The organism is Bacillus cereus group sp. MYBK220-1, assembly GCF_051916445.1.
Classification (GTDB): Bacteria; Bacillota; Bacilli; order Bacillales; family Bacillaceae_G; genus Bacillus_A; species Bacillus_A cereus.
Map to the genome: position 1 here is coordinate 1 of NZ_JBQAGQ010000016.1, position 15758 is coordinate 15758.

Genomic DNA, 15758 nt, shown 5'->3' on the forward strand with positions numbered 1-15758 from the left:
GTTCATCCTGAGCCAGGATCAAACTCTCCAATAAAGTTAGTTTGTCTAGCATCTAAAATAAAAATTGACGTTTCACGTTGTTTGTTTCGTTCAGTTTTCAAAGAACTACTTAGTCGCTCATTTGCGACTTCCTTATGTTAACACTTTCGTTAATTGATGTCAACTAAGTTTTTTATTTCATTTGTCGCTTGCGACGTTATTGTCATCGGCGACTTGTTCTATATTACACCTCTAAAGTATAATCGTCAATATGTTTTTATAAAAAATATAAAAAGGCTTATTTCTTTTAAAATAAGCCTTTTTATCACATATCATTCTATTCATTTATTATTTCTCTATAATTGGTAACGAGACGATAAATTGAATAATACCATCCCTATATTCCGCTCGAATACTACCACCTTGTAACTCAACAATACTTTTCGCAATCGCTAAACCGAGTCCCGACCCTTCCGTTACTCTACTTCGAGATTGATCTTTCTTATAGAAACGTTCAAACAAATTCGCTAACTCTTCTCTCGTAAACGCTTCACTATGATTCGCAATTACAATTTGTATATCCCTACGCTGCCTTTGAAGAGAAACTTTTATCTCTCCATCATCTTTACTATACTTAATTGCATTCATTAGTAAATTATCAAATACACGAACCATCTTTTCCGAATCAATCGATGCATAAGCACGTTCCTCAGGAAACTTCTTAACAAACGTAAGTCCATGCTCTTCCGCTTGCGGTACTAGCTCTTCTATTAATTGCTCAAGCAACTCATTTACACATACTTCTTGTTTTTCTAATACAACTTGTTCATTTGTTAACTTCGTATACTCAAATAAATCTTCTATTAAATTTTTTAACTGCTCCGACTTTGCAAAAGCAATTCTCGTATACTCATCGTGTTGTTCTTTATTTTCATATTTAGAATCTCGAAGTAATCGTAAGTAACCCATAATAGAAGTAAGTGGTGTACGCAAATCATGCGATACATTTGTGATAAGCTCATTCTTTTGCTTTTCTAATTTACGTTCCTTTTCTATATTATTCATAAGCTCTTCTGCCATATTATTAATATTCTCAGTTAAAGCTGCAATCTCATCTTCACCTTTTTTCTCAATGCGGTAGGCTAAGTTACCTCTTTCTATTTCCTTTACGCCTTGTGCCATCGCTTCAATCTGCTTCATCTTTCTCTTTGTTATATAGAAGAAAGAGAAAATGAATACAAGTACACCAATTAAAAACGGGAATGGTCCTTCTTGCGTGTCATATATTACCTCTCCCTCCGGAATTCCGCTAACAAACATGTACAAATTCTTTCCTTCAATAGTAATAGGTGAAAAAGATATAAACTCTTTTCTTGTACTTTCAAATACATTTCTACCATCTGTATAATTAATCGCGAATGATGCTGCATTACGAATCGTATTATGCAAATCGATTTGCTCTTCTTGCGCTTGCTTTGTTTTATATAAAACTTTACCACTTTCATCAGTAACCAATATCTTCAAAGCTCTAGACCCTTGCTCTAAATTTTGGTTCTCCATTTCGATCATATTTGATATAGCTTCTAATTTATTTTCATGAACCGAACTATTTGCCGCTCCTTGAGCTTGGTGATTAATTTGTTCCATACCAGCCCGATAATCGATAGTTGCTTGACGATTCGCATTCTCAAAAAACGGCGCTGCTGCCTTTGCTGACAAAACTCCTAATAACGCACAAGCAGCAAAAGTAGTAATCAATTGAATCCTTATACTCTTTCGTACGCTCTTTACTAATTTCTCAATTAATTCTCTTATTTTCCTTATATAAGTAAACGGATTAAATATCTTTTTCAATCTTATACCCCACTCCCCATACTGTTTTTATATATCTAGGCTTCCTTGGATTCTCCTCAATCTTTTCACGCACTTTTCGAATATGCACCATTACAGTGTTATCAGACTGGAAAGATCGTTCATTCCACACCTTTTCATAAATTTGCTCCGCACTAAACACCATACCTGGATTTCTAGCTAGCAATTCTAAAATTGAAAATTCCCTCGGAGTTAGTTTCACTTCTTCTCCCTCTACAATAACTTTATGGGTCGAGATGTTTATTTTCATCTCCCCAATTTCTAACTCGTCCTCATTTTGAATAGCGAAACCATTCATTTTCATATAACGGCGTAACTGAGATTTAATTCGTGCGATTAACTCTAACGGATTAAACGGCTTCGTTACGTAATCATCTGCTCCTGTTGTTAACCCTAAAATCTTATCCATATCTTGCGTTTTGGCAGAAAGCATAATAATAGGCATTTCTTTCGCTTCCCTTACTTTCATACACATATGAATACCATCCACTTTCGGCATCATAATATCTAATACGACTAGATGTACTTCATTTTCTTCCAGTAGACGTAATCCTTCTTCTCCGTCTCCTGCTTGCAATACTTTATATCCTTCATTCTTTAAATAGATTGTAATTAAATTCCGAATTTCTTTTTCATCATCTACGACAAGTATTGTTTCGTGTGCCACAATATCTCCCCCATCACTTTTTTAATCCCTAACTTCTATTATAGGAAAACTTCTGAAGAAAAACGCTCGGAAATCCTTAAGATTTTCTGAAGACGCAAAAAAGGTCTAGACTCCCCTTAAGTCTAGACCTTTAAAAAACCCCTTTTATTTACGAACGTAGATGAAATATAGTACGAATAAAACTCCCATAACATACATAATCGGATGAACCTCTTTACGACGACCACTTACTACCATTGTAATTGGATAGAAGATAAATCCAATCGCAATCCCAGTTGCGATACTATACGTAAGTGGCATAGAGATAATTGTAAAGAATGCTGGTACTGCAATCTCGAATTTCTTCCAATCAATTTCCCCTAAAGAAGAAACCATCAAGATCCCTACAATAATTAATGCTGGTGCCGTTACAGCTGGTGTTACAACACTTAGTAATGGTGAGAAGAATAGTGCCAGTAAAAAGAATCCTGCTGTTACAACTGCTGTAAATCCAGAACGTCCACCCGCTGCTACCCCTGCAGAAGATTCAATATAAGACGTTGTTGTTGATGTACCCAAGATCGCACCAATTACAGTTGCAATCGCATCTGCAAATAATGCTTTTCCTGCACGTGGTAATTTATTGTTCTTCATTAATCCAGCTTGATTCGCAACCGCTACAAGCGTACCTGCTGTATCAAAGAAATCGATAAAGAAGAACGTTATAATAACAATCCCCATTTGAACTGTAAAAATATCTCCGAAGTGCGTTAACGCCACGCCGAACGTTGGTTCTAGACTCGGTATTGCTCCCACTACAGCTTTCGGAGTATCAATTAATCCTGTTGCCACTCCTAAGATCGCTGTAAGAATCATACCGTAAAATACTGCACCATTAACTTTCTTAATCATGAAGATGATTGTCGTAACAACCCCGAAGATTGCTAGTAACGTTGTGCCCTTTGTTAAGTCCCCCAACCCAACAAGAACCGCATCATTTTTCACGATAATTCCTGCATTTTGGAATCCAAGGAATGCAATGAACAATCCGATACCTGCTGCTACTGCAAACTTTAACTCCGATGGAATTGCATTAATGATTTTTTCACGAATACCTGAAGCAGTAAGAATAATAAAGATAATACCTGACATTAATGTTCCGGCAATTGCTGTTTGCCATGGAATACCCATCGTTAACACTGCTGTATAAGCAAAGAACGCGTTAATTCCCATACCTGGCGCTAAAGCAATTGGATACTTCGCGAAAATACCCATAATTAACGAACCGATCGCTGCCGCTAATGCCGTAGCAACGAATACTGCACCTGGATCCATCCCTGTACCTGCTGGTAACCCTTTAACATTTCCAAGCGACAGCGTAGCAGGATTGACAAATAGTACGTAAGCCATAGATAGAAATGTCGTTAACCCTGCTATGAACTCAGTCTTATAATTCGTACCGAGCTCATCAAACTGAAAATAGCGTTTCATCTTACGTTTCCCCCGTTATATGATTACTCGCCGTATTTCACCCTAGCCCTCTTTTATCCCGAGAAATAAAAAAGGCTTCCATTGCATATATACATGGAAGCGTTCTATAAACAAAGACAAGTTTCCCCTCATCTTTATACAAACGCCTCGTAGTCAAGCCATTTACGGTAGCTAGGTAGAAACTTTCGGGCCATATCCCCGATATTATACGACGGCATAATATTCACTTTTCGTTTGAATTACATAATCATATTAACTCGACGAAGTAGTTTTGTCAATTTAAAAACGAACATTTTTATAAAATTTTATATTTTCGTTCGTATTAATACCAAAATAAAAAAGATCCATCTATGCATAAGCAATAGATGGACCTTTTTATAAATACTATTCCCACTCAATAGTTGCTGGTGGCTTACTCGTTACATCATACACGATACGGTTAACGTGTTTTACTTCGTTTACGATACGTACAGAGATTTTCTCTAATACGTCCCAAGGGATACGTGCCCAGTCAGCTGTCATACCGTCGATAGATGTTACCGCGCGGATACCTACTGTGTAATCGTAAGTACGCTCGTCACCCATAACACCTACGCTACGCATACCAGGAAGCGCAGTGAAGTATTGCCAAATTTCACGATCTAAGCCCGCTTTAATAATTTCTTCACGTAAAATCGCATCAGATTCACGAACGATTTCTAATTTCTCTTCTGTGATTTCACCTAATACACGAATACCAAGACCCGGTCCTGGGAATGGTTGACGCCATACGATTTCATCAGGAATTCCTAGTTCAGATCCTAATACACGTACTTCATCTTTAAATAACGTGTTTAAAGGCTCAATTAATTTGAACTGCATGTCTTCTGGAAGTCCACCAACGTTATGGTGAGATTTAATTGTTTGTGCAGTTGCTGTACCACTCTCAACGATATCTGTGTAAAGTGTACCTTGCGCTAAGAAGTCCATACCTTGTAATTTTGACGCTTCATCATCAAATACGTAAATGAATTCGTTACCGATGATTTTACGTTTTTGTTCTGGATCTTCTACACCTTTTAACTTGTCCATGAAGCGGTCTCTTGCATCCACTTTAATAACGTTCATATGGAAGCCTTCGCTAAATGTTTTCATAACGCCTTCTGCTTCACCTTTACGAAGTAAACCGTGGTCAACGAAAATACATGTTAATTGATCACCAATTGCTTTATGAATTAATACTGCTACAACAGAAGAGTCTACACCGCCACTAAGTGCGCATAGTACTTTTTTGTCTCCAACAGTTTCACGAATCTTTTCTAATTCTACTTCAATAAAGTTCTCCATGTTCCATCCTTCAGAACAACCACATACGCCGAATACGAAGTTTTTAATTAAATCGTTACCGTGCTCAGAGTGACGTACTTCTGGGTGGAATTGTACACCGTATAAGTTTTTCGCTTCATTGCTCATACCAGCAATTGGGCAAGACTCACTTGTTGCATCTACTACGAATCCTTCAGGTAAACCAGTTACTAAGTCACCATGACTCATCCATACAACTTGCTCTTCTGGAAGGTTCGCATATAATTTTGATTCGTTCTCTACTTTAAGAACAGCTTTTCCGTACTCACGGTGATTTGCACGCTCTACTTTACCACCGAAGTGTTGCGTCATAAGCTGCATACCGTAACAAATACCGAAGATTGGTAAACCTAGTTCAAAGATTTTTTCATCACAATGTAATGCACCTTCACCGTATACACTATTTGGTCCACCAGAGAAAATAATCCCTTTTGGATTCATTGCTTTAATTTCTTCTGCAGTAATTGTATGTGGATGAAGTTCACTGTATACACCGAACTCACGAATTCGACGTGCTATTAACTGATTGTATTGACTTCCAAAATCTAAAACGATAATTGTATCGTGTTGTTTCTTCAAAATAATCACCCCAACGTTAGTTCTCGTATATAAATATTTTCACCAATTTGGCGAAAAGCATTACCAATATAATAAAAAAAGCCAGTCCTCCGCCTCTAGTCTCATAACAAAGAAAAGGCAGGGGTCTGGCTTTATAAAGAAAGATAGTCTCCGCTCTTTATAAATATAAGACACACTGCCTTCATAGTCAGGTTGTTTACGGTAACCCGGTAGAGACTCTCAAACCATATCATTGAGGATATATGAAGGATCGTTTTATATTATCTTCCTAGATTCTAACAATGAAGTATCAATATGGTCAAGAGAGAAAGCGACAAAATTCTACAGAAATTCATTTCCTTTTCTAAAAAACATAAAAAAACATCCATTTCTATATAGAAATGGATGTTTTTTAGGGCAAACGGAATTACATCATTCCGCCCATACCGCCCATGCCCATGCCGCCCATGTCAGGCATTGCTGGTGCATTTGGTTCTGGCTTGTCAGCAACTACAGCTTCAGTTGTTAAGAACATAGCTGCAACAGATGCTGCGTTTTGAAGTGCAGAACGAGTTACTTTAGCTGGATCTACGATACCAGACTCAAGCATGTTAACCCATTCGCCAGTAGCTGCGTTGAAACCAACGCCTACTTTTTCGCCTTTTAGACGCTCTACAACTACAGATCCTTCTAGACCAGCGTTGATTGCGATTTGACGAACTGGCTCTTCTAGTGCACGAAGTACGATGTTGATACCTGTTGCTTCGTCGCCTTCAGCTACGATAGAAGCTACTTTTGTGTATACGTTCATAAGTGAAGTACCACCACCTGCAACGATACCTTCTTCTACTGCTGCACGAGTTGAGTTAAGTGCATCTTCAATGCGAAGTTTGCGCTCTTTTAACTCAGTTTCAGTTGCTGCACCTACTTTAATTACTGCTACGCCACCTGCTAGTTTAGCAAGACGCTCTTGTAATTTTTCACGATCGAATTCAGAAGTTGTTTCTTCTAATTGCGCACGGATTTGACCGATGCGAGCTTCGATTTGTTCTGTGCTTCCTACACCTTCAACTACAGTTGTGTTTTCTTTTGTAACAACAACTTTACCAGCGCGTCCTAAAGATTCAACTGTAGCAGATTTTAAGTCACGACCTAATTCTTCAGTGATTACTTCGCCACCTGTTAAGATTGCGATATCTTCTAGCATTGCTTTACGACGGTCACCAAATCCAGGAGCTTTAACAGCTACTACGTTGAATGTACCACGAAGTTTGTTCACTACTAATGTAGCTAAAGCTTCGCCTTCAACATCTTCAGCAATGATAAGAAGTGGTTTACCTTGTTGTACCACTTGCTCTAATACTGGTAAGATTTCTTGAATGTTAGAAATCTTTTTGTCAGTGATTAAGATGTATGGGTTATCAAGAACTGCTTCCATTTTGTCAGAATCAGTAATCATGTAAGGAGATGCATATCCACGATCAAATTGCATACCTTCTACTACGTCTAATTCTGTTGTGAATCCTTTAGACTCTTCTAAAGTAATAACGCCGTCGTTACCAACGCGCTCCATTGCTTCAGCGATTAATTGACCTACTTCTTCGTCAGCTGCAGAAATAGCAGCTACTTGTGCGATAGAAGATTTGCCTTCGATTGGTTTAGAAATCGTTTTTAATTCTTCAATTGCAGCAGTAACAGCTTTTTCGATACCTTTACGAAGACCCATTGGGTTAGCACCAGCTGTTACGTTTTTAAGACCTTCACGAATCATAGCTTGCGCTAATACAGTTGCAGTTGTTGTTCCGTCACCAGCTACGTCATTTGTTTTGCTAGCAACTTCTGCTACTAATTTCGCACCCATGTTTTCGAATGCATCTTCTAATTCGATTTCTTTTGCGATTGTTACACCATCATTTGTAATAAGTGGTGAACCAAATTTTTTCTCAAGTACAACGTTACGACCTTTTGGTCCAAGCGTAACTTTTACTGCGTTTGCAAGAGTGTCGACACCGCGAAGCATCGAACGACGTGCTTCTTCACTAAATTTAATATCTTTTGCCATAATAATTGACCCCCTTGGATTTTTTAAGATTTATATAATTAACCGATAACTGCTAAAATGTCACTTTCACGTAAAATCAAGTAGTCTGTACCTTCATATTTCACTTCAGTACCTGCATATTTTGAGAAGATGATAAGATCACCTGCTGCTACCTCTAAAGCAACACGCTCACCATTCTCAAGCACTCGACCAGTACCTACTGCAACAACTTTACCCTCTTGTGGTTTTTCTTTTGCAGTATCTGGTAATACGATACCACTTGCTGTTTTTTCTTCTGCTTGAACAAGCTCAATTACAACGCGATCACCTAATGGCTTTAGCATGAACAATAACCTCCTCATTTTGTTATGTAAATTTCTTTTATTAGCACTCAAGTCATCCGAGTGCTAACACACTTATAATAATAAATAATCTCAATTTCTTTTGCAAGTAAAAAAATCATAATTTTTTCGCAAATCACTATATAAACTTTCTATATAGAATACTGCCTTTACTATATGAATCGTTGTTTCCACTGCTCGTATGTTACAATATGAAAGGACACCCTAAGTTGTTTTCGCTACACACACAACTTTCTCCTGTCTTCTATTATAATTTCAAATAAGGATTTACGAAAAAAACATAATTCAAGTGAGGTTTATATCGTAGGTAGCATATTTACATGTTATCCTAACTTATCTCATACACTATAGTTAGAAAGGATGGTTAAACCATTTGAAGAAACAATACTGGTGGATTATCGTTACATACATTTTAATGCAGTTATCTGGCGTTGTTGGATTACCACTTCTCCTAAAAACAGGACTCTATGATAATAGAGGATTTACCATTGAGGAAAAAGGACAAATCATAACGGGACACTGGGCAATCATTAGCTTCTTTATTGCATTATGTATCGTACTTTGGTTACTTAGAACAGATATTCGTGACAGGCATTTAGATGCAATGCGCTCTTCTGTTCCAGCTACTATTGGATGGATTTTTATCGGGTTCTTCTTAGCTTTCTTTTCACAAATAGTTGCCGGTATGATCGAGATGCAACTGCTAGGAATTAAACAAGGTTCAGAAAATACAATGAAACTGATGGAAATTGCAAGAACGACACCTTGGTTCCTTATTGTTGTTTCTATAATTGGACCTATCTTAGAAGAAATCGTATTTAGAAAAATTCTATTCGGTACACTTTATAAGAAGTTTAACTTCTTTATTGCAGCTATCATTAGTTCGCTTGTATTCGCAGCAATTCATTTTGATTTTACTCACTTATTGGTATACACTGCTATGGGGCTCGTATTCGCCTTCTTATATGTGAAGACGAAACGTATTATCGTTCCGATTGCAGCTCATGTTGCAATGAATACATTAGTCGCTATTGGGCAAATTTTTATGAGCAATGAACAAATTCAAGAAATGATTAAAGAAGCTGAAAAAATGCAAGGCTTTATCGGAGGATTTTTTGTATGAGAAACTCACCATTGTTCATGGCTGCACTATACTTCCTTCTTGGATGTATCTTTACACGCTTCGCCATTACGAACGTGACAGATACAATCTGGAATATGTGGACAATACTATTTGCAGTTATGGCAACAATTGATTTTAATTTGGCACTTCGCCTTATATTAGTTAAATTCACAAAGAAGAAACAATAATAAAACGCAGAGGTCGCTTCCTCTGCGTTTTATTGTGGATAGTTTTTCAAAAAGTAAACTAATGTTTGTAACTCTACAGCTAAGTCAATATGATGAATTCTAATATTCTCTGATACGTTTAATCGCGCTGGTGTGAAATTCAAAATACCGTGCACGCTTGTTTCAGCTAATCTATCTGCTACAGCTTGCGCTACTGTAGCCGGTACTGTTAATATTGCCACTTGTATATCATTTGATAATCTCTCTTCTAATTCATCTAAATGATATACAGGAATGCCCCCGATTTCTGTTCCAACTTTCTCTTCACTAACATCAAATGCCATTTCAATTTTTGTATTATTGTTTTTCGTGAAATTATAATGTAAGAAAGCGGTCCCTAAATTACCTACTCCAATAAGTGCTACACGTGTTATATCATCTTGATCAAGTGTTTCGCGGAAAAATGATAATAAATAATTTACGTTATATCCATATCCCTTTTTCCCTAACGCTCCAAAATACGAAAAATCTCTTCGTATTGTTGCGGAATCTACTTTTACTGCCTCACTCAATTCGGCCGATGAAACACGCTGCTTACCAGAAAGAGATAAGTTTTGGATAAATCGATAGTATAGAGGCAATCTTTTAGCAGTGGCTTGTGGAATCTTTTGCTGATCCATATGACCTCTCCTCTCTTCCTATCTTTATTCATATACTTTAATCAAATACAGAAGTTTAGCACTCATTAAATTCCTTGTATAATAAAGAGAAGAAGTATTCTCTCTTTATTTTAAACTATACACTATTTTTAGTATGATTGAGAAATATAAACATGGCAAAGTTAAGAAATTATTTGAGGTGAAAACATTGATTTTATTACAAGTAAACGCGCTTTCGAAATTATACGGTGCAGAAACAATTCTTGCAAACATAAAATTGGAAGTACAAACAAAAGATCGTATCGCATTAGTTGGAAGGAATGGAGCAGGTAAATCTACATTATTAAAAATTATCGCTGGTGAATTATCTCATGATGGTGGCGAAATTATAAAACCGAAAGATGTCTCAATCGGATATTTAGCTCAAAATACTGGACTAGAAACGTCTTTAACAATTTGGGATGAAATGCTAACCGTCTTTACCCATTTACAGCAAATGGAGACAAAACTCCGAAGGCTTGAGCAAGAAATGGGAAAAGAAGAAAACTTTTCAAACGAAGCTACATATGAAAGATTGTTAGCTGATTATGACCAATTACAACTCAATTATAAAGATCAAGGTGGATATCAATATGAAGCGGATATTCGCTCCATTTTAAGCGGCCTTGGCTTCCCAGTTGAAACGCACCAGACGACGATCTCTACTTTAAGCGGCGGGCAAAAAACAAGATTAGCTCTCGGGAAATTATTATTAACAAAACCAGACTTACTTATTTTGGACGAGCCTACAAACCATTTAGACATCGAAACATTAACATGGCTTGAGCAATATTTGCAAGGTTATCCTGGCGCAATATTAATCGTCTCACATGACCGTTATTTCTTAGACAAACTCGTTACACAAGTATATGAAATTTCGAATAAAGAAAGCAGACGATTTGTTGGTAACTACAGTAAATATTTAGACTTAAAATCAGCATTATATGAGCAAGAAATGAAACGTTACGAAAAACAACAAGATGAAATCGCAAAACTTGAGGACTTCGTTCAAAAGAATATAGCTCGCGCTTCTACAACGAAACGTGCTCAAAGTCGCCGTAAACAACTAGACAGAATGGAATTATTAACGAGACCATTAGGGGATTCTAAGTCAGCATCATTCCACTTCGATATTGAAAAACAAAGTGGAAATGATGTTTTACAAGTAAATGATGCAACCATCGGCTATGATGAAAACCCTATAATTGAACATGTAACTATGCGCTTAACTCGCGGAGATAGTGTTGCTTTAGTTGGTCCAAACGGAATTGGGAAATCCACATTGTTAAAATCTATTGTGAATAAGTTACCACTATTAAATGGTGATGTTTCTTTCGGATCAAATGTATCTGTTGGTTATTATGATCAAGAACAAGCAAACTTAACATCTTCTAAACGGGTTTTAAATGAACTATGGGATGAATATCCACTGCAACCGGAAAAAGAAATCCGTACTATACTTGGGAATTTTTTATTCACAGGAGATGATGTACTGAAACCAGTATCTTCCCTTAGTGGCGGACAAAAAGCTCGATTAGCTCTTGCAAAACTTATGATGCAAAAGTCAAATTTGTTAATTCTAGATGAGCCTACGAACCACCTTGATTTAAATAGTAAAGAGATTTTGGAGAATGCTTTAATTGATTACCCAGGGACTCTTCTATTCGTCTCACATGACCGCTACTTTATTAACCGTGTAACAACGACTGTGGTTGAGTTATCAACAGAAGGTGCACAGGAATATTTAGGGGATTACGATTACTACGTTGAAAAGAAAAATGAAATGATTGAACGTGCAGAACTTGAACAGCAAGAAAGTGACGTTCCTGTTCAAAAGGTGGTTGCACAAGAGAAATTAAATTATTTAGAAGAAAAAGAGCGTAAAAAACTAGAGCGTCAACGCACTAGAAAAATTGAAGAGCTAGAACAAAGTATAGTGGAATTAGAAGAAGAAATTGCTACGTTAGAAGATCAACTTTGCTTACCAGAAATATATGCAGATTATGAAAAAGCTAGTGAAATTACAACTAAAAAGCAAACGCTACAAGAACAACTTGAAACTTGTATGGCAGAATGGGAAGAGCTGCATGTATAAGCATATTTAAATAAGGAAGATGTCTCATAAGTCAGGATTTTTGACTATGTGACATCTTTTTTTAGTACTTAAACAATTTTTTGAATATATCTATCGTAACTTAGAATATACTAACGATTTTTTAAATATATCTATTGTAACCCTATATATATTAACAATCCGACACGAAATATCGATTTAACGACAAAGATTGACAATATTAGCATCTTCTATAATAGGGAGATGTTTCAAAATATTTTTCGGGGATATCTTCTTACTTTTTATTTCCCGAAAAAGAACAAATTCAAAGGTCTGACATCAACCTATTTATCCACAAGTTTATACACATATCCACCTTTATAAAATAAACATTAAAATAACTTTTCCACATTATCCACAGCCAACAAAAAAGTTATCAACATTTTATATACACAATAAAACCCACATTATCAACAGATAATATGGGTTTTATCCACAACCTGTGGTTAATTATGTGTATAACTATGCTTCAATATCTAATCCTGGATTTGCATTTAAGGCTAATGTTGCACGCTTACCTTGTTCATAAGCAATTGTCCCTGCCGCTGCAATCATCGCTGCATTATCTGTGCATAAAGATAGCGGCGGAATAATTAATTCAATGTTTTCTTTTTGTGCAAATTCCTCTTCTAATCGCGCACGAAGTCCTTTATTAGCAGCTACTCCACCAGCAAGAAGTAATTGCTTTACATTATAAGCTTCTGCTGCACGAGCTGCTTTCGTTACAAGTACATCTATTACACTTTCTTGGAAACTTGCCGCTAAATCTTCTGGTGCAATTTCTATACCGCGCTGTTTTGCGTTATGCACAGTGTTGATAACTGCTGATTTCAATCCACTAAAGCTAAAATCATACGAATCCGGTTCTAGCCATGCACGAGGCAAATCAATTGTCGGTTCTCCTTCATGTGCAAGGCGATCAATATGAGGACCACCTGGATATGGCATAGATAACGTACGAGCTACTTTATCATATGCTTCTCCAGCTGCATCGTCTCGTGTTTCACCAATTACTTCGAATGAACCATGTTCTTTCATATAAACAAGTTCTGTATGCCCACCAGATACAACAAGTGATAATAACGGGAATTGAACTTCTTTTACTAAACGGTTCGCATAAATATGACCAGCAATATGATGAACACCGACTAACGGAATATCATGTGCAAACGCTACTGCCTTCGCTGCATTTACTCCAATTAGAAGTGCTCCTACTAAACCAGGACCTTCTGTTACAGCAATTGCATCAATATCATCAAATGTGATGTTTGCTTCCTTTAAAGCTTCTTCTAACACAACTGTAATTTCTTCTACATGATGACGTGATGCAATCTCTGGTACAACGCCGCCAAAACGTTTATGACTTTCAATTTGTGATGCAACGACATTCGCAATAATTTCCGTTCCATTTTTAACAACTGCTACTGCTGTTTCATCACAACTTGTTTCAATACCAAGTATAATCGTATTTTTTTCCATTATATATTCACCCACATTACGAGACCATCTTCCTGATTGTCTGCATAGTATCGTTTACGAATCCCACCATTTTGAAATCCGTATTTTCTGTATAACTGCTTTGCTACTTCATTTGATACACGTACTTCCAGTGTCATTGTTTTTACCCCTAGTTCTTTCGCTTCAGAAATAACTGCTTTCAATAGGGCATCTCCTAACTTTTGACCTCGGTATTCTGGCAAAATAGCTATATTTGTTATATGTGATTCATCAATAATTATCCACAATCCACAATACCCGACTACACGACCATCTTTTTCTAACACAATATAATGTGCATGTTCATTCATCGTTAATTCACGGTGAAAGGCATCTGCAGTCCAAGGAGTTGAAAAAGACGCTTCTTCAATAGCTACAATTTGAGCAATATCATCAAGCTCCATCTTTCTAAATATCATATCCATCTTCTGCAAGCTCCTACTTGTTTTGACTTTCTAACCACTTTGTTTCAGCTTCAGCTAAACGAAGATAGCTTGGAACAAACGTATGCACATCTTGTTCTTCTTTTTGTAATCCTAAGAATGCTAGCTCACTTGGTCTTGGGTTATTTTTAGTAAATGGAGCGAATACAGCTTGATCACCTAAATGTTCTATAATTGTTTCTTTATGCAATTTAACATCGTTACCGATAAATAAAACAGGCTGTCCTTTATCTTTTAACATTTGCAACCAGTCTACAATAAGAATAATTCGGTCTTCTTCTATTGAAGTTAACTGCTCTCCTTCATATGTATATAACCCAGTATAAATTTGCCCACGTCTTCCATCAAATAAAGGACAAATTAACCCGTTAAAGTTAGCACCGTTTGCAGCTACTACCTCTAAACTTGATACACCTACAATTGGTATTTGAAGTGACCAAGCTAATGTTTTCGCCGCTGTCACGCCTATACGAACACCTGTATAGGATCCAGGTCCAGCAGCTACAACGATTTTAGTTAATTCCTTCGGTTTTACGCCACACTCTTTTAACAGTTTCTCTACAGCTGGCATAAGACGTACAGAATGGTTTTTTGTTAAATTTGTAATGATTTCCCCAATTACGTTTTCTTCCTCAATAAGGGATACACCCATTACGTAATTTGAAGTATCAATTGCTAGTACTTTCATCTTGTAATAGCTCCTCACATAATCTAATATAGCGATCTCCAATTGGCTCGAGTATAATTTTTCTTGTGTCATCTCCAGCATGGAATAAACTAATTTGTAACTTTTCATTCGGTAAATATGCTTCTATTAAATGAGCCCATTCTACTACCGTAATTCCTTCACCGTAGAAATATTCATCAAAGCCTAAGTCCTCTTCACTTTCTGCTAAGCGATACACGTCCATATGATATAGCGGTAATCTTCCTTTATATTCTTTGATGATATTAAAGGTAGGACTATTTACAACTCTTTTCACTCCAAGACCTTTTGCTAGTCCCTTTGTAAAAGTCGTCTTACCAGCTCCAAGATCTCCTTCTAAAATAATTACGTCTTGTGCCTCTACGAGCTCACCTAATTTTTCTGATAACCTTTGTGTTTCCTCAGAAGATTTTGTTGTTACTTCATATTTACTCACAGACTTCACCTACTTTACTCACAATGTTCTCTGCTCTTTATTATACAGGTTTTGAATATATAAAAAAGTCCTTAGGAGTTGTCCTAAGGATAGTTTGACTGTCTTTATTAGTTTTTTGTTAAAACAAATAAAAAAATACGAAACAACTTGTTTCGTTCTTTTCTTTATATGAAATGGCGGTCCCGACCGGGGTCGAACCGGCGATCTCCTGCGTGACAGGCAGGCATGTTAACCACTACACCACGGGACCATTTGGTTGCGGGGACAGGATTTGAACCTGCG

Annotated in this window: 14 protein-coding genes, 1 tRNA gene and 2 riboswitches; of the genes, 3 read left to right on the top strand and 12 right to left on the bottom strand. The window is 36.8% G+C overall.

The features are described 5' to 3' along the window. Positions 1–327: 327 nt before the first annotated feature. The 6 genes from ampS to groES all read right to left on the bottom strand — a co-directional run bounded on the left by ampS (position 328) and on the right by groES (position 8275). Complete coding sequence (gene ampS / locus ACTFRU_RS29060) at positions 328–1833, bottom strand: aminopeptidase AmpS (RefSeq protein ID WP_149215588.1); 1506 nt, start codon at positions 1831–1833, stop codon at positions 328–330. Further along, positions 1817–2518 carry a response regulator transcription factor gene (locus ACTFRU_RS29065; RefSeq protein WP_000929885.1) on the bottom strand — a complete coding sequence of 234 codons (702 nt, stop codon included), beginning with the start codon at positions 2516–2518 and terminating at the stop codon, positions 1817–1819. The genes ampS and ACTFRU_RS29065 overlap by 17 nt, the downstream gene beginning before the upstream one ends. A 144-nt stretch (positions 2519–2662) precedes the next feature. Beyond that, positions 2663–3988 carry an NCS2 family permease gene (locus tag ACTFRU_RS29070; protein ID WP_000833096.1) on the bottom strand — a complete coding sequence of 442 codons (1326 nt, stop codon included), beginning with the start codon at positions 3986–3988 and terminating at the stop codon, positions 2663–2665. Between the two features lie 130 nt (positions 3989–4118). Beyond that, positions 4119–4220: riboswitch (purine riboswitch) on the bottom strand. Between the two features lie 152 nt (positions 4221–4372). Continuing rightward, positions 4373–5911: a glutamine-hydrolyzing GMP synthase gene (gene guaA / locus ACTFRU_RS29075; protein WP_000743909.1), complete on the bottom strand. Its 1539-nt coding sequence runs from the start codon at positions 5909–5911 to the stop codon at positions 4373–4375. Between the two features lie 164 nt (positions 5912–6075). Further along, a riboswitch (purine riboswitch) is annotated at positions 6076–6177 on the bottom strand. A 140-nt stretch (positions 6178–6317) separates the two neighbouring features. Then, positions 6318–7952 carry a chaperonin GroEL gene (gene groL, locus ACTFRU_RS29080; protein ID WP_001029993.1) on the bottom strand — a complete coding sequence of 545 codons (1635 nt, stop codon included), beginning with the start codon at positions 7950–7952 and terminating at the stop codon, positions 6318–6320. A 38-nt stretch (positions 7953–7990) separates the two neighbouring features. Further along, complete coding sequence (gene groES / locus ACTFRU_RS29085; protein ID WP_000917311.1) at positions 7991–8275, bottom strand: co-chaperone GroES; 285 nt, start codon at positions 8273–8275, stop codon at positions 7991–7993. A gap of 391 nt (positions 8276–8666) precedes the next feature. Here groES and ACTFRU_RS29090 point away from each other — a divergent pair, with 391 nt between their 5' ends. Both ACTFRU_RS29090 and ACTFRU_RS29095 read left to right on the top strand, forming a co-directional pair. Further along, positions 8667–9416 (top strand): CPBP family intramembrane glutamic endopeptidase, encoded by a 750-nt coding sequence (locus tag ACTFRU_RS29090; RefSeq protein WP_006920743.1) that lies wholly within the window; start codon positions 8667–8669, stop codon positions 9414–9416. Next, positions 9413–9604, top strand: coding sequence for a YdiK family protein (locus ACTFRU_RS29095; RefSeq protein ID WP_001246201.1), 192 nt, complete (start codon positions 9413–9415; stop codon positions 9602–9604). Before ACTFRU_RS29090 ends, ACTFRU_RS29095 begins: the two co-directional genes overlap by 4 nt. 29 nt (positions 9605–9633) lie before the next feature. On the opposite strand, the gene ACTFRU_RS29100 is transcribed toward ACTFRU_RS29095, so the two are convergent. Continuing rightward, entirely contained in the window at positions 9634–10263 is a 630-nt protein-coding gene (locus ACTFRU_RS29100; RefSeq protein WP_000372699.1) for a redox-sensing transcriptional repressor Rex, read from the bottom strand. 187 nt (positions 10264–10450) lie between these two features. Between ACTFRU_RS29100 and ACTFRU_RS29105 the strand changes: the two genes are divergently transcribed. Beyond that, positions 10451–12376 (top strand): ABC-F family ATP-binding cassette domain-containing protein, encoded by a 1926-nt coding sequence (locus ACTFRU_RS29105; protein ID WP_000602146.1) that lies wholly within the window; start codon positions 10451–10453, stop codon positions 12374–12376. Between the two features lie 480 nt (positions 12377–12856). On the opposite strand, the gene tsaD is transcribed toward ACTFRU_RS29105, so the two are convergent. The 5 genes from tsaD to ACTFRU_RS29130 all read right to left on the bottom strand — a co-directional run bounded on the left by tsaD (position 12857) and on the right by ACTFRU_RS29130 (position 15726). Next, positions 12857–13873: a tRNA (adenosine(37)-N6)-threonylcarbamoyltransferase complex transferase subunit TsaD gene (tsaD, locus tag ACTFRU_RS29110; protein WP_000414585.1), complete on the bottom strand. Its 1017-nt coding sequence runs from the start codon at positions 13871–13873 to the stop codon at positions 12857–12859. After that, positions 13873–14316 carry a ribosomal protein S18-alanine N-acetyltransferase gene (gene rimI, locus ACTFRU_RS29115; RefSeq protein ID WP_000367190.1) on the bottom strand — a complete coding sequence of 148 codons (444 nt, stop codon included), beginning with the start codon at positions 14314–14316 and terminating at the stop codon, positions 13873–13875. Before rimI ends, tsaD begins: the two co-directional genes overlap by 1 nt. 13 nt (positions 14317–14329) lie before the next feature. Then, a complete protein-coding gene (tsaB, locus tag ACTFRU_RS29120; RefSeq protein ID WP_000865740.1) occupies positions 14330–15022 on the bottom strand; it encodes a tRNA (adenosine(37)-N6)-threonylcarbamoyltransferase complex dimerization subunit type 1 TsaB in 693 nt (230 codons plus the stop codon). Beyond that, the gene (gene tsaE, locus ACTFRU_RS29125) at positions 15003–15476 is read right to left on the bottom strand and encodes a tRNA (adenosine(37)-N6)-threonylcarbamoyltransferase complex ATPase subunit type 1 TsaE (RefSeq protein WP_000049642.1); all 474 of its coding nucleotides are present in this window, start codon (positions 15474–15476) and stop codon (positions 15003–15005) included. Before tsaE ends, tsaB begins: the two co-directional genes overlap by 20 nt. 174 nt (positions 15477–15650) lie before the next feature. After that, a tRNA-Asp gene (locus tag ACTFRU_RS29130) sits at positions 15651–15726 on the bottom strand. Positions 15727–15758 lie beyond the last annotated feature (32 nt).

Coding starts and splice junctions, on each gene's coding strand:
- groES (WP_000917311.1), bottom strand. CDS start 8,275: ATGCTAAAGCCATTAGGTGATCGCGTTGTAATTGAGCTTGTTCAAGCA.
- tsaB (WP_000865740.1), bottom strand. CDS start 15,022: ATGAAAGTACTAGCAATTGATACTTCAAATTACGTAATGGGTGTATCC.
- rimI (WP_000367190.1), bottom strand. CDS start 14,316: ATGGATATGATATTTAGAAAGATGGAGCTTGATGATATTGCTCAAATT.
- tsaD (WP_000414585.1), bottom strand. CDS start 13,873: ATGGAAAAAAATACGATTATACTTGGTATTGAAACAAGTTGTGATGAA.
- groL (WP_001029993.1), bottom strand. CDS start 7,952: ATGGCAAAAGATATTAAATTTAGTGAAGAAGCACGTCGTTCGATGCTT.
- ACTFRU_RS29095 (WP_001246201.1), top strand. CDS start 9,413: ATGAGAAACTCACCATTGTTCATGGCTGCACTATACTTCCTTCTTGGA.
- ACTFRU_RS29070 (WP_000833096.1), bottom strand. CDS start 3,988: ATGAAACGCTATTTTCAGTTTGATGAGCTCGGTACGAATTATAAGACT.
- ACTFRU_RS29100 (WP_000372699.1), bottom strand. CDS start 10,263: ATGGATCAGCAAAAGATTCCACAAGCCACTGCTAAAAGATTGCCTCTA.